This is a genomic window from Jannaschia sp. Os4 (assembly GCF_016820245.1).
GTDB lineage: Bacteria > Pseudomonadota > Alphaproteobacteria > Rhodobacterales > Rhodobacteraceae > Jannaschia.
The window spans coordinates 341,234-361,695 of sequence record NZ_JAFCAR010000005.1; the positions used below are offsets into that span (position 1 = coordinate 341,234).

Sequence of the window (20,462 nt, forward strand, 5' to 3'; positions counted from 1 at the left end):
GCCCGGCCCGATCCGCCAAATCACTCCTCCCGCGGCGGATCGTCCCGCTCCCGCAGGCGCCCGAAGAGGCGGCCGCTGACGAAGGTGGTGCGCGGGGTCCAGACATAGGGCGTGCGCGCCTCGACGCGGGGCCGCAGCATCGCGCGCGCGACGGCCACGAGCGCGAGGAGCAGGTGCCCGCCGCCGATCAGCCAGAACATCGCCTGCGGGCCGAACGCCTCGATCAGCGTGGAGGCCGCGAGCGGCGATCCGATGGCGCCGAGGGCGAACAGGAACATCAGCGCCGCCGACAGCTCGACCCGCTCGGCGCTCGTGGCTTGGTCGTGGGCGTGGGCGGCGGCGACCGAGTAGATCGGGAAGGTGATCAGCCCGAACAGCGCTGCCGTGGCGTAGGCCCACGCCACCGACGCCCCCGCGAGCGTGGCCGAGGCCGCGCAGGAGGCGACCGCGAGCGCGGAAAGCCAGATCAGCAGCCTCCGCCGGTCCATCCGGTCCGCGATCCACCCGGCCGGAAGCTGCGCCAGCGCGCCGCCCGCGACGAAGGCGGCGAGGTAGGGGCCGATCTGGTCGGGCCGGAGACCGACCTCGGTGCCGTGCAGGGGGCCAACGGTGCGGAAGGCCGAGGAGGTCAGCCCCGCCACCACCACCGCGGCGGCGGCGAGCGGCGACTTGGCGACGGCCAGCATCGGGCGCAGGCGGGGGGCGGACGGCACCTCGGGCTGGCCCGCGCGGGTGAGCGCGAGCGGCAGCAGCGCGGCGCAGGCGAGGATGGCGAGCAGGTTGTAGCCCGCGTAGGTCGCGGGCTCGAGCACCGAGACGGCCAGCTGCGCGAGGAGCGACGCGCCTTGATCCACGACGCGGTAGGTGCCCATCGCGCGGCCCCGCGTCTCGTTGGTGACCTTCGCCTGCAGCCACGCCTCGATCACCGTGTAGCAGCCCGCCACGCACAGGCCCGACGCGACGCGCATCCCGGCCCATGCCCACGGGTGCGGCACGACCATGTGGGCAATCAGGCTGATGGTCCCGGCGGCGGTGAACACGGCGAAGGCGCGCGAGTGGCCGATGGCCCCCAAGAGGCGCGGCGCGGCCCAGCAGCCGAGGAAGAACCCGAGGAAGTGCGCCGATCCGAGCAGGCCGATCTCGGTCGTGGTGAACCCCAGCACCACGCCCGAGAGCGCGTCGAACGGGCCGAGGCCGCCGGATCCCAGCTGCAGCAGCGCGACCGAGGCGAAGAGCGCGGCGAAGGAGATCAGGAGGCGCATGGGGCAGGGGTGGACCGCGACGATGGGCGCGTCCATCCCGTCCGCGACGCGGGTGGTGTCAGCCGGGCCACGCCACGCGGGCCAGCAGCCCATGATGGTCGGAGCCGAGCTTGGGACGCCGCAGGACTTCCGCCCCGTGCGGGGCCATCACCATGTCGATGGGCAGGGGCACGGTGCGCTTCAGCCAGAAGGTCGGGCGCCATGTCGTGCGGACGCGGCCGTCCGCCGCGCGAGCGAGGGCGCGGGCGCGATGCGACCAAGGCATCTGGTTGACGTCCCCCGCGGCGATCACGGGGCCGGGCAGGGCGGCGAGGAAGGCTATGGCCTCCGGCTCGGTCCGGACGCCGTAATCGTTGGGCCACGGCCACGGGATATGCAGCGCGGCGATCCACACGGTCTCCCCCTTCCACGACACCGGGGCGGCGGCGACGGCGCGCCGCTCGGTGCAGGCCGTCTCGCCTGCGAAGGGGGCTTTGGAGAGCACCGCCACGCCCGACCAAGCCGAGTTGCGGCAGAGATGCGCGTGAGACCAGCGCTCGGCGAGCAGGTCGATGATCTGCAGGTTCGCGTCGCCCACCTCCTGCAGGAGGACGAAGTCGGGATCGGCGGCGAGGATGTCGGCGGCCACGCCCTCCATCGCCGTGTTCCCGGCGAGCAGGTTCTTGGAGTACAGCGTCGGTCCCGGCACGGGGGCCTGTCCGAGGAAGGGCAGAACGATCGTCGCCGCGCCCGCCGCCGCGAGGGCCGCCAGCACGATCCGGGACCGGCCCGCCATCAGGACGGACGCTGCGGCACAGCCGAGCGCCGCATAGGGGCGCAGGATGGAAAGGCTATCGGCGGCCGGCGACCAACGGCCGACGAATCCCAGCAGCAGCAGCGCCGCAGATCCCCAGCCGAGCAGCCGCAGCAGGCCCCGCATCATGCGGCGCCGAATACCCGCTCGAAGATCGTGTCCACGTGCTTGAGGTGGTAGCCAAGGTCGAACTTCTCCGAGATCTCCTCCTCCGAGAGCGCGGAGCGCACCTCCGGGTCGGCCTTCAGCTCGGCTTGGAAGTCGGCGCCGTGGTCCCAGACCTTCATCGCGTTGCGCTGCACGAGGCGGTAGGCGTCCTCGCGCGTCACGCCCGCCTGCGTCAGCGCGAGCAGCACGCGCTGCGACATGGTCAGCCCGCCGAGGCGGTTCAGGTTCGCCTCCAGCCCCTGCTCGTGGATCACCAGCCCCTCGATCACGCCGGTCAGCCGGGCCAGCGCGAAGTCGAGCGTGATCGTCGCGTCCGGCCCGATGGCCCGCTCGACCGAGGAGTGCGAGATGTCGCGCTCGTGCCAGAGCGCCACGTTCTCCATCGCCGGGATCACCGTCATCCGGACGAGCCGGGCGAGGCCCGTGAGGTTCTCGGTCAGCACCGGGTTGCGCTTGTGGGGCATGGCCGAGGAGCCTTTCTGCCCCTTGCCGAACGCCTCCTCGGCCTCCAGCACCTCGGTCCGCTGCATGTGGCGGATCTCGGTGGCGACGTTCTCGATGCTGCTGGCCACGAGGCCCAGCGCGGCGAAGAACGCCGCGTGGCGGTCGCGCGGGATCACCTGCGTCGAGACCGGCTCGGGCATCAGGCCCATCTTCTCGCAGACATGCGCCTCGACGCGCGGATCGACGTTGGCGAACGTGCCGACCGCGCCGGAGATGGCGCCCGTGGCGATCTCGGCCTTGGCGGTCGTCAGGCGGCGGCGGGCGCGCTGGAACTCGGCGTGGAAGCGCGCGAAGGTCAGGCCCATCGTCACCGGCTCGGCGTGGATGCCGTGGGAGCGGCCGATCCGCGGCGTCGTCTTGTGCTCGCGCGCGCGCCGCTCCAGCGCCTCCAGCAGCGCCTCCACGTCCGCGATCAGGATGTCCGCCGCCCGCGTCAGCTGCACCGCGAGCGTCGTGTCGAGCACGTCCGACGAGGTCATCCCCTGGTGGACGAACCGCGCCTCGTCGTGGCCCACGATCTCGGCAAGGTGGGTCAGGAAGGCGATCACGTCGTGCTTGGTCTCGCGCTCGATGGCGTCGATGCGCGCCACGTCGAACTCGACGTCCTTCGCCTTCCACACGGCGTCCGCGTTCTCGCGCGGGATCGTGCCGAGGTCGGCCATCGCGTCGCCCGCGTGGGCCTCGATCTCGAACCAGATTCGGAACTTGGCCTCGGGCGTCCAAAGGGCGGCCATCTCGGGGCGGGAGTAGCGGGGGATCATGCGGGTCGGCTCCGTCTGGTGCCCCGTCTGGCGCGGAGCGCGGGGACCCCCTAGGCTGGGGGTCCCCGATCCGCAAGGAAGCCCCGATGCGCGCGCTCCTCCTCCTCCTGCTCGCCGCGCCCGCCGCCGCGTGGACGCCCGTGGCGGAGGTCGAGGCGGCGCTGGCCGGCCGGACGGTCGACTACGACGCGGGCGCATGGCAGCGGTTCGACCCGTCCGGCGCGACCCTCTACCACGCGGGCGCGCCGTCATGGGGCCGCTGGGCCGCGCGGGGCGGCGCGTACTGCTCCGAATGGCCGCCCGCCGACGGATGGGTCTGCTACCGCGTCGAGATCGAGGAGGACCGCGTCCGCTTCGTCGACGACCGCGGCGGGTTCACCGAGGGGACCTTCCGCGAGTGACGCCCGCGGCGCGTCTCGCGTGGCTGTCGGGGCGGTGGCGCGTCCTGCGCGCGGTGCGCCACGCGGACGGGACACGGGCGCGGTTCGAGGGGCACGCGACCTGGGCGCCGGAGGGCCGGGGGCTCCGCTGCGTCGAGGACGGGACGATGGTGCTGGGCGGGGCGCGGATGCCCGCGCGGCGCGAGACCGTCTGGGCCGTCGAGGACGGGACGCTGACCGTGCGCTTCGCCGACGGGCGCCCGTTCCATGCGGTGGCGGAGGGCTGGGCGCGCCACGACTGCCCCCCCGACCTCTACCGCATCGCCTACGAGTGGGGCGCGGACCGCTTCGCGATGCGCTGGCGGGTGACGGGGCCGCGCAAGGACTACGCGGCGCTCACGCGCCACCTGCGGCTCTAGCTCACGCCGCCGCGACGGCCGCGCGCTCGCGGAGCACCGTCTCCACCACCGCGCCCGACTCGAGGGTCCGGTGCACCGGGCAGCGGTCCGCGATCTCCATCAGCCGCGCGAGCTGTGCCTCGTCCAAGGGCCCCTCCAGCGTCACCTCACGGCGGAAGCGGTCGATCCGCTCGGACGCGCTCTCGGCGTCCTGCGCGTGCATCCGGTCGTGGGTGACGTCGACGGAGACATGCTCCAGCGGCCATTTCTTGCGGCGCGCGTACATGCGGATCGTCATCGACGTGCAAGCGCCGAGGCCCGCGGCGAGGAGCTGGTAGGGCGACGGTCCCGTGTCCGTCCCGCCATAGGCGGCCGGCTCGTCGGCCTTGAGATGGTGCTTGGCCCCCGTGGTCACGTCCTGCGCGAAGCCGGTGGCATCGGCCTCCGCCACCCGGGTCACCCCCTCGGGCGCGCCGATCGGGGGCGCGGGGCGCTTAAGGTCGAGGTAGCGGCCCGCCCACGCGCCGATCACCTCCGCCGCGTAGTCCGCGTCGTCCGCCCGGCTGACGAGGTGGTCCGCCGAGTCGAGCGTGACGAAGGATTTCGGGTGCTTGGCGGCGAGGAAGATGTTCGTCGCGTTCTCCAGCCCCACCGTCTCGTCGCGCGGGGCGTGCAGGACGAGGAGGGCGGCGTCGAGGTCGCGGATCGCGGCCTCCAGCTTCGACTCGGCCACGTCCTCCACGAAGCCGCGCCCGATCTTCAGCTTGCGCCCGCCCAGCATCACGTCGCCCGCCCCGTCGCGGCGGATCGCCTCCAGCGCGTCGCCGAAGTTGTGGGTGACGTGTCCGGGATCGAACGGGGCCCCGATGGTGGCCACCGCCTTCACGGAGGGGATCCGCGCCCGCGCCCGCAGCACGGCGGCGCCTCCGAGCGAGTGCCCGATCAGGAGCGTCGGGGCATGGCCCGACGCGGCGAGATGTTCCGCGGCGGCCACGAGGTCGTCGACGTTGGACGAGAAGGTCGTGTTCGCGAACTCGCCCCCGGAGTGGCCCAGCCCCGTGAAGTCGAAGCGCAGCACCGCGATCCCCTCAGAGGCCAGCCGGGCCGAGATGCGGCGCGCGGCGGCGATGTCCTTGCCGCAGGTGAAGCAGTGCGCGAACAGCGCGGTCGCGCGCCGCTCCCCCGTCGGGAGGTCGAGCCGGGCGGCGAGGTCGTGGCCGCCATGGCCGGGGAAGGTGAAGCGCTCGGTGGGCATGATGCGTCCTTTCCCTTCCCTAGTGGGAGCGCGCGGAAACCCGCGCAACGTCCGGGACGCCGTTGTCACGCCCCCGTGACGAGACTCGATCCGGCGCGAGGCGCGGGGCTCAGCCGTCCCCGCCCGCCAGCGCGTCGCCGACGTTGATGCGCCCGAAGTTCCGCAGCAGCTGCGCGAGGAGGCCCGCGTCGCGGATGGAGGTCTCCGTCACCCGGCGCGACAGCGCGACGACCCGGCCCTCCTCAAGGCCGAACCGCTCGATGTTCCGGACGGTCCCGTCCTCCGAGAAGGAGATGGCGAGCACCTGCCGCTCGATCGTCTCGGGGGCGCGCCACGCGAAGTCCCTGACGCGGGACCGGACGTAGTACCACGACTCGTCGCCCAGCACCCCGCCCGTGGTCGGCTTGCCCACGGTCGCCTCGACCGTGTCGCGCGTGTCCACGCCGACGATCAGGGCTTGGAGGTCCGTTTCCTCGGGGATGTAGCCGTGGTTGCGGAACTGCGCCGCGCAGCCCGCCACCGCGAGCGCCGCGACGATGAGGAGCGCCTTGGCCGCGCGTCCGGTCGTGATCCCCATGTCGTCCCTCTCCCGTGGCGGCGTGGTCGCCGTCTTGCGGCCCGGCGCGCGGACCGCCTATGGACTAGCGCCGCGCCGTCCGCCCGGCAACCGGGCCGCAGGCCCGCGCGTTCGCCTGTGACCCGCCGACACCGGAGCCCCGCCATGCCCGACGCCCTGCGCCATCCGATCCGCCTCGCAGACCTTCGCGGCGACGCGACCGACGTGTCGCTGATCCTCGACGCCCCGCAGGCCGCCGCCTTGGCCGACCGCCTCGGGGTGGACGCGCTGCGCAAGGTCCGGCTGGAGGGGCGCTTGGGGCCGTCCGAGGGGGGGTGGACCCTCTCGGCGCGGCTCGGCGCCACCGTGGTGCAGCCCTGCGGCGTGACCTTGGAGCCCGTGACGACCCGCGTCGAGGAGCCCGTGGCCATCCGCTACCTCCGCGACCTGCCCGAGGAGTCCCGCGGGGAGGGCGAGGGCGAGGAGGGGGTCGAGGTGCCCGAGGAGGACATCGAGCCGCTGGCGGACGTGATCGACCTCGGGGCCGTGCTGGAGGAGGCGCTGGCGCTGGCCGTCCCGGCCTTCCCGCGCGCCGCGGGCGCCGACGCCGTCGAGATGCGCGCCGCCCCGCCGGGGGCCGCGCCGCTCGACGACGAGGCGGTCAAGCCCTTCGCGGGCCTCGCCGCGCTCAAGGCCAAGATGGAGGACGGCGGCTAGTCCTCGCCCGCCAGCCGCGGCAGCAGGGCCGAGAAGTCGCGCCCGCGCCCGCCGCCCGCGACGAAGGCCTCGTATTCGGCCAGCGCGGCCAGCCCCAGCGGCGTCAGCGCGCCCACCGCCTCCGCCGCCTGCTTGGCGAGGCCGAGGTCCTTGGCCATCAGTTCCGCGGCGAATCCCGGCGCGAAGCCGTTGTCCGACGGGGCCGTCGGTCCCACGCCCGGGGCGGGGCAGTAGGTCGTCACCGACCACGACTGGCCGGACGAGGTGGACATCACGTCGAAGAGCGCCTGCCGCGACAGCCCCAGACGGTCGGCCAGCGCGAAGGCCTCGCAGGTCACGGCCATCGTCGCGCCCAGCACCATGTTGTTGCAGATCTTGGCCGCCTGCCCGGCGCCGCTCCCGCCGCAGTGCACGGTGCGCCCGCCCATCACGTCCAGCAGCGGCGCGACCCGCGCGAGGTCCGCCTCCGACCCGCCCGCCATGAAGGTCAGCGTGCCGGCGTCCGCCCCGCCGATGCCGCCGGACACGGGCGCGTCGACGGCGCCGAGGCCTGCCGCCCGCGCATCCGCCGCCACGGCGCGCGCGCTCTCCACGTCCACCGTCGAGCAGTCGAGCAGCACCGCGCCCGCCGCCATCGCGGGGATCGCCTCCGCCGCCACGGCGCGCAGGATCGCGCCGTCGGGCAGCATGGTGACGACCACCTCCGCCCCCGCGACCGCCTCCGCGACCGACGCCGCCCCCGCCACGCCCTCGGGCATCGCCGCCGCCGTGTCGAAGGCGGTCACCTCGTGCCCCGCCCGCGCGAGGTTGCGCGCCATCGGCCCGCCCATGTTGCCCGTCCCGACGAACCCGACCTTCATACCATCTCCTCCAGTTTGGGGGCCTGCGCCCCGAGCGGCTGCAGCATCCGCGCGACGTCCGCCATCGGCACGGCGTCCGCCCCCGGATGCCGCCAGTTCGGCGAGCGGTCCTTGTCGATCACCTGCGCGCGGATGCCCTCCACGAAGTCCGAGTGCTCCAGCGCCCGGAAGGTGAACCGCGCCTCGTATCCGAGCGCGGCCTCGATCGTCGGGTCGTCGCCCAATCGGTGGAGGATCTCCACCGCGCAGGCCATGCTGAGCGGCGCGTTGCGAGCGAACGCGGCCTTGGCCGCCTCCGCCGCCGGGCCGTCCGCGTCCTTCAGGAGCCGGGCGATGTCGCCCAAGGTCTCGCCCCCGAAGAGCGCGTCGATCTCGTCCTGCCAGCCCGCCAGGTCGCCGCCGGGGGGCGCGCTCGCCACCCGGTCCACCTCGCCGGGATCCCCCGTCTCGCAGAGGCGCGCGGTCAGGTCGTCCCACCCCTCCGGCACGTAGTAGTCCGCGAACCCGGCATGGATCGCGTCGCCCGGCCCCATGCGGTGGCCCGTCGTCCCGAGGAACTCCCCCAGCCGCCCCGGCGCCCGCGCGAGGATCAGCGACCCGCCCACGTCCGGCACCAGCCCGATCGCGCATTCCGGCATCGCCACGCGGCTGTCGTCGCGCACGATCCGGTGCGAGGCGTGGCAGCCCACGCCGACGCCCCCGCCCATCGTGAAGCCGTGGAGGAAGGTGACGACGGGCTTGGGGAAGCGGAACATCTTGGCGTTCATGCGGTACTCGTCCGCCCAGAACCGCGCGCCGTACTCCCAGTCGCCTCGCTGCGCCGCAGCATGCATGTCGACGATGTCGCCCCCCGCGCAGAACGCCCGGCCCGGCGCCCCGTCGACGAGGACTAGCGCCACCGCGTCGTCGTCGCGCCATGCGTCGAGCGCACGCTCGACGGCGAGGCACATCTCCCACGTCAGCGCGTTGAGCGTGTCCGGGCGGTCCAGCGTGATGCGCCCGGCGCGGCCCTCGGTGCGGATGTGGATGTCAGGCATCGTAGGACGAAAGCTCCGCCTCGCGGCGCTCCAGTAGAGCATACTGCGTGATGGCGTCGTTGGCATTCATCGTTTCTCGCAGCCACCCCGATACGATGATCCAGTACCATCCAACTGGTGCGGCGAGTGCCACTCCCAAGATCGTCCCGGACGTCGGGGAGACGAGGAGGGATGTAAGGATCACGCCAAGGACCAAACCAACCGCGGGTAGGAGAAAGATCATGAGAAGCCTCGATGTCCTACCAATCGAGGTCATCCCGTTCGGCGGGCGCAAGGCGGCCACCTCCTGACGCAAGGCTATCTTCCGAAGCGCGAGCGGCGGCTCGAACGGCGGGATCACCCGAGCAGCCCCCGCGCCACGATCATCCGCATGATCTCGTTCGTCCCCTCGAGGATGCGGTGGACGCGCAGGTCGCGGCTCAGCTTCTCGATGCCGTAGTCGGCGAGGTAGCCGTAGCCGCCGTGGAGCTGCAGGCACTGGTCCACGACCTCGCCCCCGGCCTCGGTCACGACGGCCTTGGCCATCGCGCAGAAGCGGCCCGCGTCGGGCGCGCCGTGGTCCAGCTTCCATGCCGCCTGCCGCAGGAAGGTGCGGGCGGACTGGAGCTTCATCTCGCATTCGGCGAGGCGGAACTGGGTGTTCTGGAAGTCGGCCAAGGGCTTGCCGAAGGCCTGCCGCTCGCGGACGTAGGCCAGCGTCGCGTCGAGCGCGGCCTGCGCGCCGCCCAAGGAGCAGGCCGCGATGTTGAGGCGCCCGCCGTCGAGCCCCGCCATCGCGTAGGCGAAGCCGCGGCCCTCCTCGCCCAGCAGGTTGGCGGCGGGGGCGCGGGCGGCGTCCATCTGGACCTGCCGCGTCGGCTGCGAGCGCCAGCCCATCTTGTCCTCCAGCCCCCCGTAGGACAGGCCCTCGGTCCCGTCCTCCAGCACGATCGCGCTGATGCCCTTCGGCCCCGCGTCCCCGGTGCGGCACATCACGACGTAGGCGTCCGCATAGCCGCCGCCGGAGATGAACGCCTTGGTCCCCGTGAGGCTCCAGCCCTCGTTCGTCCGCTCGGCCCTCGTCTTCAGCGCGGCCGCGTCCGAGCCCGACCCCGGCTCGGTCAGGCAGTAGGCGAGCACCGTCTCCATCGTCATCGCGCCGGGCAGCAGGCGGTCCTTCAGCTCGTCCGAGCCGTAGGCGTCGATCATCCGCGCGACCATGTTGTGGATCGACAGGAAGGCCGCGACCGAGGGGCAGGCCATCGACAGCGCCTCAAACACCAGCGTCGCGTCGAGCCGCGTGAGCCCCGTGCCGCCGCTCTCCTCCGAGACGTAGAGGCCGGCGAAGCCCAGCTCGGCCAGCTTGGGCCAGAGATCGCGGGGGATGGTCCCCTCCGCCTCCCACGTCCGGGCGTGGGGCGCGATCTCGGCTTGGCCCACGGCATGGGCCATGTCGAACACGGCTTGGCTCTCCTCGAACAGCGCGAAGTCCATCGGCGGCTCCTCCCGGCGCGGTTATCCGTGCGCGGCGGACCGCTGTCCAGCGGTCGCGAACCGCGGGGCATGGACCGCCGCGGCGGGCGGGGGCACGGTCGGGCATGACCGACGCCGCCCTCCTGTCGCACGTCCGCTGGATCGGCGGGGGCAGCGGCGCGGGCAAGACGACTGTGGCGCGGCGGCTGGCCGAGCGGTTCGGCGCCCGCCTCTACGACACGGACGCCGCGATGGCGGACCACGCGAGGCGGTGTCCGACCGACCGCTGCCCGCGCCTCGCGGCCTTCCGGCGCGCGGACATGGACGCGCGGTGGCTCGGATCGACGCCGGAGGAGATGGCCGCCACGTTCCACTGGTTCGTCGGCGAGGGCTTCGACCTGATCGTCGAGGACCTGCGCGCGATGCCGCGGGACCGCCCGATCGTGGCCGAGGGCTTCCGCCTGCTGCCGGACCGCGTGGCGCCCCTGCTCGGGGCGGGCGGGCGCGAGGTGTGGCTGCTGCCGACCCCGGCGGCGCGGCGCCGGGCGTTCGACGCGCGCGGGACCACGTGGGACATCCCGGCCCGCACCTCCGATCCGGTGCGCGCGCTGCGCGGCCTCTTGGCGCGCGACGCGCTCTTCACGGACAGGATCGCCGCCGAGACGGCGGCGCTGCGCCTCCCGCGGCTGAGGGTCGGGCGCGGCACGACGCTGCCCGCGCTGGAGCGGCGGGCCGCCGCGCTCCTGTTCGGCCCGCTCAGATGAGCCGGACCTGCGTCCCCACGGGGGTCAGGGCGAAGAGCTCCGCGATCTTCTCGTTGTAGAGGCCGATGCAGCCCGAGGACGAGCGCCGCCCGATCTTGCGCGTGTCGTGCGTGCCGTGGATCAGGTAGGCGGGCCAGTCGAGATACATGGCGTGCGTGCCCAGCGGGTTGCCGGGATCGCCGCCCTCGACGCGCTGCGGCAGCGAGGGGTCGCGCTCGCGCATGGAGGCCGTCGGCGTCCACGAGGGGGCGACGGCCTTGCGGACGATCTCGGAGTAGCCGCGGCGCGTCAGTTCGTCCGTCATGGGAACGGAGGTCGGGTAGAGACGGTAGGTCGCGCCGTCCCCGGACCAGAAGTGCAGCGCGCGCGAGGTCGTGTCCGCGACGATGGTCGCCACGCCCAGCGTCGAGAAGTGGTCGCGCCAGTCCATCGTCTGGAACGAGGAGGTGTTGCGCCGCGTCTCGCCGCCTTGGGGCACGTAGCCCGCCGGGGGCACGCCCTCGGTGGTCTGCGCGCGGGCCACGGCGGGCGCGGCCAGCGCGACGGCGAGGCCGGTGGTGAGGGTGCGTCGGTTGATCTTCGTCATGGACCTGCTCTTCGCTACGACGGGCGACGCGTAGCAAAGCCGTTCGCCGAGGGGGAGGGGGCCGCCGATCACATCGGCGTATCCGCGCCGCCCCGCTGCCGGGAATTTGCCCCCGCGGAACCCCTTGCAGGTCGCAATCACCAGGTGGGGTGGCCCGCGAGAACACCATGGAGGGACCGATGGCCGGACCGATCCGCGCCCTTACGCAGGGCTTGCGCCACTCCTTGACGATGGAGGGCACGGCGACCCGGTCGGAGTTCTGGTGGCTCGTCCTCCATCACTGGATCGCCGCCTGCGTGGCCTTGGCGTCCGTCGTGAAGCTGGGGGAGGTGGCGGCGCCCTACGGCCCGGAGGACGCGGCGGTGGCCGGGGCGTTCCTCGGCTTCGGCTGGGTCACGCTGGCGGCCTTCATGGCGACGTTCCGGCGGCTGAGCGACGCGGGGTTCAGCCGTGGGTGGATCGCGCTCTGGTTCTTCCCGCCGCTCGTCGGCTCCATGGCCCTCGCCGTCATCTGCATGCTCCCGAGCGCGCGCCCGCCGTCCGCCGACGCGCGCGCGCGGACCGCCGAGGCGCCGTCGCCTGGCCTCGCCCCGCGCACGGGACCGTCGGCGGAGGATCTCAGGGCCCTCCGCCACGCCCGCATGTCGCGGGCCTAGGTCACTCCATCACGGGGATGGAGAACTCGCCGCCCTCCTTGATGCCCGAGGGCCAGCGCGCCGTGACGGTCTTGGTGCGCGTGTAGAAGCGGAAGGCGTCGGGCCCGTGCTGGTTGAGGTCGCCGAACATCGACTTCTTCCAGCCGCCGAACGTGTGGTAGGCGAGCGGCACCGGAATCGGCACGTTCACCCCCACCATGCCCACGTCCACGCGCTTGGCGAAGTCGCGCGCCGCGTCCCCGTCGCGGGTGAAGATCGCGGTGCCGTTGCCGTACTCGTGGTCCGTGGCCAGCGCGAGCGCCTCCTCGTAGGACTGCGCCCGCACCGTCGAGAGCACGGGGCCGAAGATCTCCTTGCGGTAGATGTCCATGTCCGGCGTCACCCGGTCGAACAGGACGGGGCCGACGAAGAAGCCGTCCTCGTAGCCCTGCACGGACATCCGCGATCCGTCCACGACGGCCTCCGCGCCCGCGTCCTTGCCGGACTGGATCAGCGCGAGGATGTTCTCCTTCGCCGCCTTCGTCACGACGGGGCCGAAGTCCACGTCGTCGCCCGACGAGTAGGGACCGACCTTCAGCGCCTCGACGCGCGGCGCCAGCTTCGCGATCAGCCGGTCCGCCGTCTCGTCGCCCACCGGCACCGCGACCGAGATCGCCATGCACCGCTCGCCGGCGGCGCCGTAGCCCGCGCCCACCAGCGCGTCGGCGGCTTGGTCCATGTCGGCGTCGGGCATCACGATCATGTGGTTCTTGGCGCCGCCGAAGCATTGCGCCCGCTTGCCCGTCGCCGCCGCCCGCTCGTAGATGTAGGCCGCGATCGGGGTCGAGCCGACGAAGCCCACGGACTGCACGGTCGGGTTGTCGAGCAGCGCGTCCACCGCCTCCTTGTCGCCGTTGACGACCTGCAGGATGCCCTTGGGCAGCCCGGCCTCCTCCATCAGCGCGGCGAGCATCATCGGGACCGAGGGGTCGCGCTCGGAGGGCTTGAGGATGAAGGCGTTGCCGCAGGCGACGGCGGGGGCGAACATCCACATCGGGATCATCGCGGGGAAGTTGAACGGGGTGATCCCGCAGGTCACGCCGAGGGGCTGGCGCATGGAGTACATGTCGATTCCCGGACCCGCGCTGTCGGTGAACTCGCCCTTCAGGTGGTGGGGCGCGCCGATGCAGAACTCGACCACCTCGAGGCCCCGCTGCACGTCGCCCGCCGCGTCGGGCAGGGTCTTGCCGTGCTCGCGCGACAGCGCCTCGGCCAGCTTGTCCATGTCGCGGTTCAGGAGGTCCACGAACCGCATCAGGACGCGGGCGCGGCGCTGGGGGTTGGTGGCGGCCCATGCGGGCTGGGCGGCGGCGGCGATCTCCACCGCGCGGTCCACCTCCGCCTTGGAGGCCAGCGCGACCGTGGCCTGCACCTCGCCCGTGGCGGGGTTGAAGACGTCCGCCTCGCGCCCCGATCCGGCGGTGGCGGCCCCGTCGATGTGGTGTCCGATGCGGTCCATGGCGTGTCCTCCCTTTGCCCACCGGCTAGCCGAGGCGCGGACAGGGGGAAAGCGGGTTCCGGCGCGCGGAGGTTGACTTGGAGGTCCCGGAAGGCGTCGACTGCCGGGGAGGGCGGGCGACAACGGAAGCGGAGGCCCCATGTTCGTACGCGATATCCTTAACTCCAAGCCCGTGCAGGGCGTGCTCACCATCTCGCCGGAGGCGTCCGTATCCGACGCGGTCGCGGAACTCGCGGCGCGGGGGATCGGCGCGCTGGTGGCCAGCCCCGACGGGCGGTCCGTCGCGGGCATCCTGTCGGAGCGCGACGTGGTGCGCGCCTTGGGGGCCGAGGGGCCGGGCGCGCTGGCCAGCCGGGTCGGCGACCTGATGACCGCGAAGGTGGAGGTGACCGCCTGCGACGACACCGCCGAGAGCGTGCTGGGCCGCATGACGGAAGGGCGGTTCCGGCACATGCCCGTGGTCGAGGGCGGCGCGCTGGTGGGCCTCGTGTCGCTGGGGGACATGGTCAAGGCGCGGCTGTCGGAGGTGTCGATGGAGAAGGACGCGCTCACGGCCATGGTCGCCGGGCACTGACCGCCTAGGTGGCGCGGCATGGACCGCGCCGACCTCGAGGCCCGCTGGCTGGACCTGACCCGCCGCGAGATGCCCGCCGCGGCGGGCGCGCGCGGCTGGCCCGTCCGCTTCGACCACTGCTTCCAGCGCATCCTGCTGGACCATGCGACTGGCGGCCCGTGGTACGACGCGATCCCGCGGCGCCCCGCCTACCGCCACGCGCCCGATGGCGTCCTGCGGGCGGCCATCGCGGCGGGAGAGGCGGCGCTCGCGGGGGAGGCGGACCTGCACGCGCTCAACCGCGCGAGCCTCGACGGGCGCGGCAAGCGCGGCCCCGCCGCGGCGCGCCGGTGATCCGGCCCGCGCGGCGTTCGGGCGCGGGCGGCTAGGCCCGGCCCAGCGCGCGCAACCGCGCCTCCAAGGCCGGGGCCGCCGCGTCCCCCGCCTCCAGCGCATGCACCCATGCATGGGTGAGGAAGAACGCCGCCGCGTCGCCGTCGGCCCGCTCGGCGGCGCGCAGATAGAGCGGCACCAGCCCGCGCCCCGCCGCGTGGGCGGCGCGCAGGTCGTCGTGGAGGCTCACGCCCCCATCCGGCGCGCGATCCAGTCGTGGAAGGCATGGGTCGGCCCGTCCATCGCGGGCGAGAACCGGCCCCCGTCGAAGCCCGGCGCGTGACGCCCCGCCTGCATGCCCTCGACCACGAACACGTCCTCCTCGAACACGCCCTTCCACAGCGCGGCGTTGCGGTCTGCGAGGGTGGCGTCGGCGACGGGGGCGGGGTAGTAGACGTGCACGTGCTCCAGGGTGCGGTCGTGCCCGTCCGGCATCAGCAGGATCGCGTAGGCGTGGTCGCGGTGCACCCCCATCAGGACGTTGGGATAGACGGCCACGTACTCGGCGGCGGTGTCCCACTTGTCCGATAGGCCCGCGAAGTCGGGGAAGCGCGCGCCGTCCACCTCCAGCTGCCGGTAGACGCGCGTGCCTTGGCCCGAATGGTCGCCATGCTCGATGTGGTAGTGGTCCTCGAGCCGGGAGTAGCTGTTGAGCCCCGGATGGACCCAAGGCAGGTGATAGGATTCGCAGTAGTTCTCGACCGCGAGCTTCCAGTTGCCCGCCACCTCCAGCGTGAAGCTGCGTCCGTCGTGGTGCAGCGCGCCCGCGCGGTCCTCCTCGAACTCGGCCCACCGCTCGATCAGGGCGGCCTGCGCCTGCGCGAACGGGGGGGCGGTGCCGTCGACGTTGACGAAGACCACGTCGCGCCAGACGTGGGACCGGACCTCGGCGAGGTTCAGGTCCGAGCGGTCGAGGCGCTCGTCCACGTTGCGGCCCGGACCGCCCACGTGGGGCGTGGCCACGAGGCGGCCCTTCGTCGAGTAGCACCACGAGTGGTAGGGGCAGCGGATCGCGCCCTCGATGCGGCGCGGGGCGGCCACGAGGATCATGCCCCGGTGGCGGCAGACGTTCTGGAAGACGCGGACCTGCCCGTCGCGGTCGCGCAGGAGCAGCAGCGGGACGCCGGCGAGCGTCACCGGCACGGCGTCGCCCGGCTCGGGCACCTGCGCGGCGACGGCGAGGCCCGCCCACGTCCCGAGGAGCACGGCGCGCGCCTCGTCGGCGTGGACCTCGGGATCGACGTAGTGGGCGTTGGGCAGGCCCGTCGCCTCGCCCAGCGGTCGGCGAACCCCGGCCAGCGGGTGCAGGTCCTTCATCGCGTCCTCCCCTCCGCAACGTCCCCGAGAGCGTAGGGGCCGCGTCCGCGCGGTCGCGCGCGGACGCGACATGACATGCGTCGTGGACGGACCGTTTCGCCGCGCCCGCCGCATTCGCGCCCCGATCCGCGGCGACGGTCCCGTCCGGGCTTGGAAGGCGGAGCGGAAATGGAGCGGATCGAGATCACGTGGCGGACGGGGAAATTCACCACGCTGCTGACGCTGGAGGGCGGCATCGTCGTCGAACGGACGAGCACCTTCCTCGTCCCCGCATCGACGACGCAGGTCGGGCTGGGTGCCGGGACGGCGGACGGTCCGAGCTGGCTCGAGGGCACGTCTACGACGACCTACGACGGGACGACCGGGATCGAACTGTCGACGCTCACCGCTTGGCCCGACGGGACGACCGTCACCCGGACGCCGCTCGACCCCGTCGCGTCGAGCGTAGAGGTCCTCGATGCCGCGGGGACGGAGGACTGGGATCGTCGGATCGAGCACTTCCTCGCCGACGGGACCCTCCACCGCGTCGAGGTCCATGCCGACGACGGCCGGGTGTACGTCGAGGGCTACGATTGGAACGGCGTCCTCGGCACGTACCGCGAGGCCGACGTCACCGGAGCCGAGGACTGGATCGAGCGCAGCGTGGAATACGGGGCGGACGGGTCCGAGCGGCTCCGCTACGAGCTCTCGGACGATCTCTTCTACACCGGGCGGCAGACGAGGTCGGACGGGGCGTTCGCCGAGTTCACTAACGACTACGGCGACCTGATGCCGTGGGCGAGCGTCTACGTCGAGCGTGCGGGCGACGGCTCGCTCCGGATACGCGCGCGCGAGGGCGACGACGGGATCGAGAGGACCTGGATCCACGACGAGGGCGGGCTGACCCAGCGGCTGGTCCATGACGGCGACGACATCCGCTCGTGGGACCGGATCGAGATCGACTACGCCGATGGTGAGGAGGTCCTGCGCCGGATCGTGCGCGACAACGGGATCGTGGAGGAGCGGTCGCGCGAGGTCGACGCGGGCGGTCGCGTCCTCGAGCGGGTCGCGCGGACCGACGCCGCGGACGAGTTCGCCTTCGCGGAGGTGGTGACGCTGCGCGACGCGGCGGACCGCTTGGTCGAGACGTCGCGCGTGACCGACAGCGGCTACGAGGTGCAGCGGTTCTACGAGGACGGCCTCCTCGCGCGGACGGTGCGGATCGACCACGCCGACGAGCGCGACTGGGCCGAGCGCGTGCTGATCCACGACGCCACCGGCGCGGTCGTCGAGCGGATCACCACGTGGGACGACGCGCCGCTCGCCTGAGGGGGACGGGCCCCCCGCCGCCGGCCGGGGAGGGCGCGCGTCAGGGCTGCAGGAACCGCACCCCTTGGATCGCCTCGACCTCGGGCAGTTCCGCCTCGTAGGCGGCCGTGAGGCGCGCCACGATCTCCTCGGTCCAGCCGGGCTGGTCGATCTCCTCGATCGTCTCCTCCTCGCGGGCGTACTTCGCGAGGAAGGCCGTCGCCACGCGCCGCCAGTGCGCCGCCGACGGGGGCGGGTTGTCGCGCATGTATCCCTGCAGCCGGGCGAAGCCGGCCGCGTCCATGATCTCGCGCAGGATGGCGTCCTCGCCGCGCAGGGCCGCCTCGCTGCCCGCCACGCCGTGCAGCACCTCGGGCCAGACGAGGGGCAGGTCCTCGTTGCACCACACGGTGAGCGGCGCGCCGGTGGCCGCGATGTCCGAGAGCGGCGGGATCCAGCGCATCGCGTCGGGCGCGGCCTCGGCGGCGAAGGCGGCGAAGTCCTCCATCGTGGAGGCCTCGTAGACCGCTGGGACCCATGTCGCCGGGTTGCGGATGCCCATGTGGAACGTCACCTCGTGGCCTGCGAAGAGCCGCTGCAGCAGGCCCGCCCGCATCCCGGCCTCGGCATAGAGGCGCCCGCCGTGGAGCACCCGGGCGTAGGCCCCGAGGAAGCCCTCGTAGGACAGCACGATGCGGTCCGCGTCCGCGTCGCCGAGCAACGTGTCGAACAGGTCCGCCTGCACCGCCTCGAGGTCGCCGCCCTCCATCGCCTGGATGCCCTTGCGGATCGCCGGGCGCGCGCGGCCGGGCAGGGGGACGGCCACCCCGCGTTCGAGCAGCGCGGGGCGGTTGTCGCCCAAGGTCCGCAGAAGGCGGTCGCCGTCGGTGCAATGCGCGCCGAGATGGATCGCGATCTCCATGCGGGGTCTCTCCGGGGGGACGGTTGTCGGTCGCGGGCCGGTATCGTCGCGCGAAGGGGCCGCGTCGGGGCCGCTTTGGGGCGCGGATGGGGCAGGATGGACGGGTGGCGCCCAGCGCGCTAGGGGCTGGGCCGGGCCGACGTAGCTCAGCTGGTAGAGCGTCTGATTTGTAATCAGGGGGTCGGGGGTTCGAGTCCCTCCGTCGGCACCGCGTACCCGGCCGGACCGCGCGAAAGGGCGTGCATCCCCCGTACACCCCCCGTGCATATCCCGTACATACATCGTGCATACGTACGTTCATACGCGCGTTGATGCCTTCTTAACCCTTCGGCGGCTCGCATGGACGCGCGGGGGGCGCTAGGAGGGGGCGATGCACGTCTCCGCCGCCCGCCATGCCGTCCACCGCCTGCGCCCCGGCGAAGACCTGATCGAAGGGCTGCGCGCGATGCGCGACGGGCTCGGCGCGCCCGCGGTCGTCGTCACCTGCGTGGGGAGCCTGTCCCGCGTCCACCTGCGCCATGCGGGGGCGGAGGAGGCGACGCGGCACGGCGGCCCGCTGGAGATCGTCGGGCTGGTGGGCACGCTCGATCCGGAGCGGCATCACCTGCACTGCGTGGTCTCGGACGCGGACGGGCGCGTCCGGGGCGGGCACCTGATGCCGGACGCGCCCGTGCGGACGACGGCGGAGGTCGTCCTCGCGGCGCTGGACGACGTCCGCTTCGCCCGCGCGCCGTGCCCGCTGTCCGGCTACGACGAGTTGGTGGTGACCGATGCCTAACGGGGCGCCGTCGGGGGCGATGCAACGCGCCCGGGGCGCGGCGTCGGTCGTGCTCGGCGCGGGCGGCCTGCGCGACCTGTCGCAGAGCGGCTCGGCCAAGGCGATGCTGCCCCGGACCCACGGGGTGCCGGAGGTGGTGTTCCTGAACACCGCCGGGGGCATCACCAGCGGGGACCGGCTGTCCTACGCCCTCGAGGTCGGCGCGGGGGCGGAGGTGGTGGCCGCGACCCAGACGGCGGAGCGGGGGTATCGCGCGACGGATGGACCGGGGCGGCTGGACGTGAGGCTGTCGGTCGGGGCAGGGGCACGGCTCGACTGGCTGCCGCAGGAGACGATCCTCTTCGAGGGCGCCGACCTGCGGCGGCGGACGGAGGTGGACCTCGCGGCGGACGCGGACCTGCTGATGGTCGAGTCGGTCGTGCTGGGCCGCGCCGCGATGGGCGAGGCGGTGGCGCGCGCCCGTCTGGACGACCGCCGCCGCGTCGCGCGGGGCGGGCCGCCGCTGCACGACGACCACCTGGCGCTCGATGCCGCCACGCTGGCCGATCCGGCGGCGCTGGGGGATTCGGCGGCGCTCGCCTCGCTGGTCCTCGCCGCGCCGAACGCCGCCGACGCGGTCGGCCCGCTCCGCCGTCTGCTCGATTCGCAGGCGGTCCGGGCGGCGTGCGGGGCGTGGGACGGACGTCTCGTCCTCCGCCTCGCGGCCTCCGCCGCCCAGCCGTTGCGCCGTGCCTTGGTGTCGGCCATCGTGACGCTGCGCGGACGACCGGTGCCGCGCGTCTGGCAGGACGACGCATGAACCTCACGCCCCGCGAGAAGGACAAGCTCTTGGTCAGCGTGGCGGCGATGGTCGCGCGCGGGCGGCTGGACCGGGGGGTCAAGCTGAACCACCCGGAGGCCATCGCGCTGATCACCGACTTCGTGGTCGAGGGGGCGCGCGACGGGCGCTCGGTCAGCGACCTCATGCGGGCGGGCGCGCACGTGGTCACCGCCGAGCAATGCATGGAAGGCGTGCCCGAGATGATCCACGACGTGCAGGTCGAGGCGACCTTCCCCGACGGGACCAAGCTGGTCACGGTCCACCATCCGATCCGGGGCGCGTCGTGATCCCCGGCGAGGTGGTCTGCGCCGATGGCGAGATCGAGCTCAACGCGAGCGCCGACGTGGTCGCGCTGGACGTGAGCAACACGGGCGACCGGCCGGTGCAGGTCGGCAGCCACTACCACTTCGCCGAGACGAACCCCGCGCTGGCGTTCGACCGCGCCGCCGCGCGGGGGAGGCGGCTGGACGTGGCGGCGGGGACCGCCGTGCGGTTCGAGCCGGGGCAGACGCGCACCGTGCGACTGGTGCCGTTCGGCGGGGACCGGCGCGTCGTCGGGTTCCGGGGCGACGTGATGGGGGAGCTGTAATGCCTTGCGCGGTACGCGAGCGCCAGCGAGCCGCGCATCGCCGGGCCGTCCCCACGGCACGGCGATCCGTCGCCATCGGCGCGACGTCGAGGCGTCGTGCGGGGGTGAGGGATAAATCGCCTCGCGGCGCGGTCGCGTCGCCGCGCCACGGCCCTG

General features: G+C 73.4%; 26 protein-coding genes and 1 tRNA gene. 13 read left to right on the forward strand and 14 right to left on the reverse strand.

Annotated features, from left to right (window positions below; all coding sequences use genetic code 11):
* Window positions 1-20: 20 nt before the first annotated feature.
* From JQC91_RS15430 to purB, 3 genes are read right to left on the reverse strand one after another with little or no spacing between them, the layout of a single operon-like run.
* Window positions 21-1,262, reverse strand: coding sequence for an MFS transporter (locus tag JQC91_RS15430; protein WP_203288176.1), 1,242 nt, complete (start codon window positions 1,260-1,262; stop codon window positions 21-23).
* A gap of 58 nt (window positions 1,263-1,320) precedes the next feature.
* Complete coding sequence (locus JQC91_RS15435; RefSeq protein WP_203288178.1) at window positions 1,321-2,184, reverse strand: endonuclease/exonuclease/phosphatase family protein; 864 nt, start codon at window positions 2,182-2,184, stop codon at window positions 1,321-1,323.
* Window positions 2,181-3,488: an adenylosuccinate lyase gene (gene purB, locus JQC91_RS15440; protein ID WP_203288180.1), complete on the reverse strand. Its 1,308-nt coding sequence runs from the start codon at window positions 3,486-3,488 to the stop codon at window positions 2,181-2,183. Before purB ends, JQC91_RS15435 begins: the two co-directional genes overlap by 4 nt.
* Before the next feature lie 86 nt (window positions 3,489-3,574).
* On the opposite strand from purB, the gene JQC91_RS15445 reads away from it, so the two are divergent.
* Window positions 3,575-3,889: a hypothetical protein gene (locus JQC91_RS15445; RefSeq protein WP_203288182.1), complete on the forward strand. Its 315-nt coding sequence runs from the start codon at window positions 3,575-3,577 to the stop codon at window positions 3,887-3,889.
* On the forward strand, window positions 3,886-4,287 hold the full coding sequence (locus JQC91_RS15450) for a DUF6314 family protein (RefSeq protein ID WP_203288184.1): 402 nt from the start codon (window positions 3,886-3,888) through the stop codon (window positions 4,285-4,287). The genes JQC91_RS15445 and JQC91_RS15450 overlap by 4 nt, the downstream gene beginning before the upstream one ends.
* A gap of 1 nt (window position 4,288) precedes the next feature.
* On the opposite strand, the gene JQC91_RS15455 is transcribed toward JQC91_RS15450, so the two are convergent.
* Together JQC91_RS15455 and JQC91_RS15460 are read right to left on the reverse strand one after the other, a co-directional pair.
* The gene (locus JQC91_RS15455) at window positions 4,289-5,521 is read right to left on the reverse strand and encodes a bifunctional alpha/beta hydrolase/OsmC family protein (RefSeq protein ID WP_203288186.1); all 1,233 of its coding nucleotides are present in this window, start codon (window positions 5,519-5,521) and stop codon (window positions 4,289-4,291) included.
* Between the two features lie 109 nt (window positions 5,522-5,630).
* Window positions 5,631-6,098, reverse strand: a complete 468-nt coding sequence (locus JQC91_RS15460; RefSeq protein ID WP_203288188.1) for an outer membrane protein assembly factor BamE — start codon at window positions 6,096-6,098, stop codon at window positions 5,631-5,633.
* Window positions 6,099-6,242: 144 nt separating this feature from the next.
* On the opposite strand from JQC91_RS15460, the gene JQC91_RS15465 reads away from it, so the two are divergent.
* Entirely contained in the window at window positions 6,243-6,794 is a 552-nt protein-coding gene (locus tag JQC91_RS15465; protein ID WP_203288190.1) for a DUF177 domain-containing protein, read from the forward strand.
* On the opposite strand, the gene mmsB is transcribed toward JQC91_RS15465, so the two are convergent.
* From mmsB to JQC91_RS15485, 4 genes are read right to left on the reverse strand one after another with little or no spacing between them, the layout of a single operon-like run.
* The gene (mmsB, locus tag JQC91_RS15470; protein WP_203288192.1) at window positions 6,791-7,654 is read right to left on the reverse strand and encodes a 3-hydroxyisobutyrate dehydrogenase; all 864 of its coding nucleotides are present in this window, start codon (window positions 7,652-7,654) and stop codon (window positions 6,791-6,793) included. The two genes, JQC91_RS15465 and mmsB, sit on opposite strands and share 4 nt — an antisense overlap.
* Window positions 7,651-8,691, reverse strand: a complete 1,041-nt coding sequence (locus JQC91_RS15475; protein ID WP_203288194.1) for an enoyl-CoA hydratase/isomerase family protein — start codon at window positions 8,689-8,691, stop codon at window positions 7,651-7,653. The genes mmsB and JQC91_RS15475 overlap by 4 nt, the downstream gene beginning before the upstream one ends.
* Window positions 8,684-9,031, reverse strand: coding sequence for a hypothetical protein (locus JQC91_RS15480; RefSeq protein WP_203288196.1), 348 nt, complete (start codon window positions 9,029-9,031; stop codon window positions 8,684-8,686). Before JQC91_RS15480 ends, JQC91_RS15475 begins: the two co-directional genes overlap by 8 nt.
* Complete coding sequence (locus JQC91_RS15485; RefSeq protein WP_203288198.1) at window positions 9,028-10,164, reverse strand: acyl-CoA dehydrogenase family protein; 1,137 nt, start codon at window positions 10,162-10,164, stop codon at window positions 9,028-9,030. Before JQC91_RS15485 ends, JQC91_RS15480 begins: the two co-directional genes overlap by 4 nt.
* Window positions 10,165-10,268: 104 nt before the next feature.
* Here JQC91_RS15485 and JQC91_RS15490 point away from each other — a divergent pair, with 104 nt between their 5' ends.
* Window positions 10,269-10,907, forward strand: coding sequence for a shikimate kinase (locus JQC91_RS15490; RefSeq protein ID WP_203288200.1), 639 nt, complete (start codon window positions 10,269-10,271; stop codon window positions 10,905-10,907).
* On the opposite strand, the gene JQC91_RS15495 is transcribed toward JQC91_RS15490, so the two are convergent.
* Complete coding sequence (locus tag JQC91_RS15495) at window positions 10,900-11,493, reverse strand: L,D-transpeptidase (RefSeq protein WP_203288202.1); 594 nt, start codon at window positions 11,491-11,493, stop codon at window positions 10,900-10,902. The two genes, JQC91_RS15490 and JQC91_RS15495, sit on opposite strands and share 8 nt — an antisense overlap.
* Before the next feature lie 179 nt (window positions 11,494-11,672).
* Here JQC91_RS15495 and JQC91_RS15500 point away from each other — a divergent pair, with 179 nt between their 5' ends.
* Window positions 11,673-12,149 (forward strand): DUF805 domain-containing protein, encoded by a 477-nt coding sequence (locus JQC91_RS15500; protein ID WP_203288204.1) that lies wholly within the window; start codon window positions 11,673-11,675, stop codon window positions 12,147-12,149.
* Window position 12,150: 1 nt separating this feature from the next.
* Here the strand turns inward: JQC91_RS15500 and JQC91_RS15505 are convergent, their stop codons facing one another.
* The gene (locus JQC91_RS15505; protein WP_203288206.1) at window positions 12,151-13,647 is read right to left on the reverse strand and encodes a CoA-acylating methylmalonate-semialdehyde dehydrogenase; all 1,497 of its coding nucleotides are present in this window, start codon (window positions 13,645-13,647) and stop codon (window positions 12,151-12,153) included.
* 139 nt (window positions 13,648-13,786) lie between these two features.
* Here JQC91_RS15505 and JQC91_RS15510 point away from each other — a divergent pair, with 139 nt between their 5' ends.
* Both JQC91_RS15510 and JQC91_RS15515 read left to right on the forward strand, forming a co-directional pair.
* Complete coding sequence (locus JQC91_RS15510; protein ID WP_203288208.1) at window positions 13,787-14,221, forward strand: CBS domain-containing protein; 435 nt, start codon at window positions 13,787-13,789, stop codon at window positions 14,219-14,221.
* An 18-nt stretch (window positions 14,222-14,239) separates the two neighbouring features.
* On the forward strand, window positions 14,240-14,554 hold the full coding sequence (locus JQC91_RS15515; protein WP_203288209.1) for a GCN5-related N-acetyltransferase: 315 nt from the start codon (window positions 14,240-14,242) through the stop codon (window positions 14,552-14,554).
* Between the two features lie 31 nt (window positions 14,555-14,585).
* On the opposite strand, the gene JQC91_RS15520 is transcribed toward JQC91_RS15515, so the two are convergent.
* Together JQC91_RS15520 and JQC91_RS15525 are read right to left on the reverse strand one after the other, a co-directional pair.
* A complete protein-coding gene (locus JQC91_RS15520; protein ID WP_203288210.1) occupies window positions 14,586-14,783 on the reverse strand; it encodes a hypothetical protein in 198 nt (65 codons plus the stop codon).
* Window positions 14,780-15,910 (reverse strand): aromatic ring-hydroxylating dioxygenase subunit alpha, encoded by a 1,131-nt coding sequence (locus JQC91_RS15525; protein ID WP_203288211.1) that lies wholly within the window; start codon window positions 15,908-15,910, stop codon window positions 14,780-14,782. The genes JQC91_RS15520 and JQC91_RS15525 overlap by 4 nt, the downstream gene beginning before the upstream one ends.
* Before the next feature lie 168 nt (window positions 15,911-16,078).
* Here JQC91_RS15525 and JQC91_RS15530 point away from each other — a divergent pair, with 168 nt between their 5' ends.
* Complete coding sequence (locus tag JQC91_RS15530; RefSeq protein WP_203288212.1) at window positions 16,079-17,218, forward strand: hypothetical protein; 1,140 nt, start codon at window positions 16,079-16,081, stop codon at window positions 17,216-17,218.
* Between the two features lie 40 nt (window positions 17,219-17,258).
* Here JQC91_RS15530 and JQC91_RS15535 read toward each other — a convergent pair whose 3' ends face one another.
* Window positions 17,259-18,119 carry a hypothetical protein gene (locus JQC91_RS15535; protein ID WP_203288213.1) on the reverse strand — a complete coding sequence of 287 codons (861 nt, stop codon included), beginning with the start codon at window positions 18,117-18,119 and terminating at the stop codon, window positions 17,259-17,261.
* 135 nt (window positions 18,120-18,254) lie between these two features.
* Here JQC91_RS15535 and JQC91_RS15540 point away from each other — a divergent pair.
* From JQC91_RS15540 to JQC91_RS15560, 5 genes are all read left to right on the forward strand, one after another.
* Window positions 18,255-18,327, forward strand: a tRNA-Thr gene (locus JQC91_RS15540).
* Window positions 18,328-18,489: 162 nt separating this feature from the next.
* Window positions 18,490-18,897 carry a PPC domain-containing DNA-binding protein gene (locus tag JQC91_RS15545; RefSeq protein WP_203288214.1) on the forward strand — a complete coding sequence of 136 codons (408 nt, stop codon included), beginning with the start codon at window positions 18,490-18,492 and terminating at the stop codon, window positions 18,895-18,897.
* A gap of 19 nt (window positions 18,898-18,916) precedes the next feature.
* Window positions 18,917-19,696, forward strand: a complete 780-nt coding sequence (locus tag JQC91_RS15550) for an urease accessory protein UreD (protein WP_238941578.1) — start codon at window positions 18,917-18,919, stop codon at window positions 19,694-19,696.
* The gene (locus JQC91_RS15555; RefSeq protein WP_203288216.1) at window positions 19,693-20,004 is read left to right on the forward strand and encodes an urease subunit gamma; all 312 of its coding nucleotides are present in this window, start codon (window positions 19,693-19,695) and stop codon (window positions 20,002-20,004) included. Before JQC91_RS15550 ends, JQC91_RS15555 begins: the two co-directional genes overlap by 4 nt.
* Complete coding sequence (locus tag JQC91_RS15560; protein WP_203288218.1) at window positions 20,001-20,306, forward strand: urease subunit beta; 306 nt, start codon at window positions 20,001-20,003, stop codon at window positions 20,304-20,306. Before JQC91_RS15555 ends, JQC91_RS15560 begins: the two co-directional genes overlap by 4 nt.
* Window positions 20,307-20,462 lie beyond the last annotated feature (156 nt).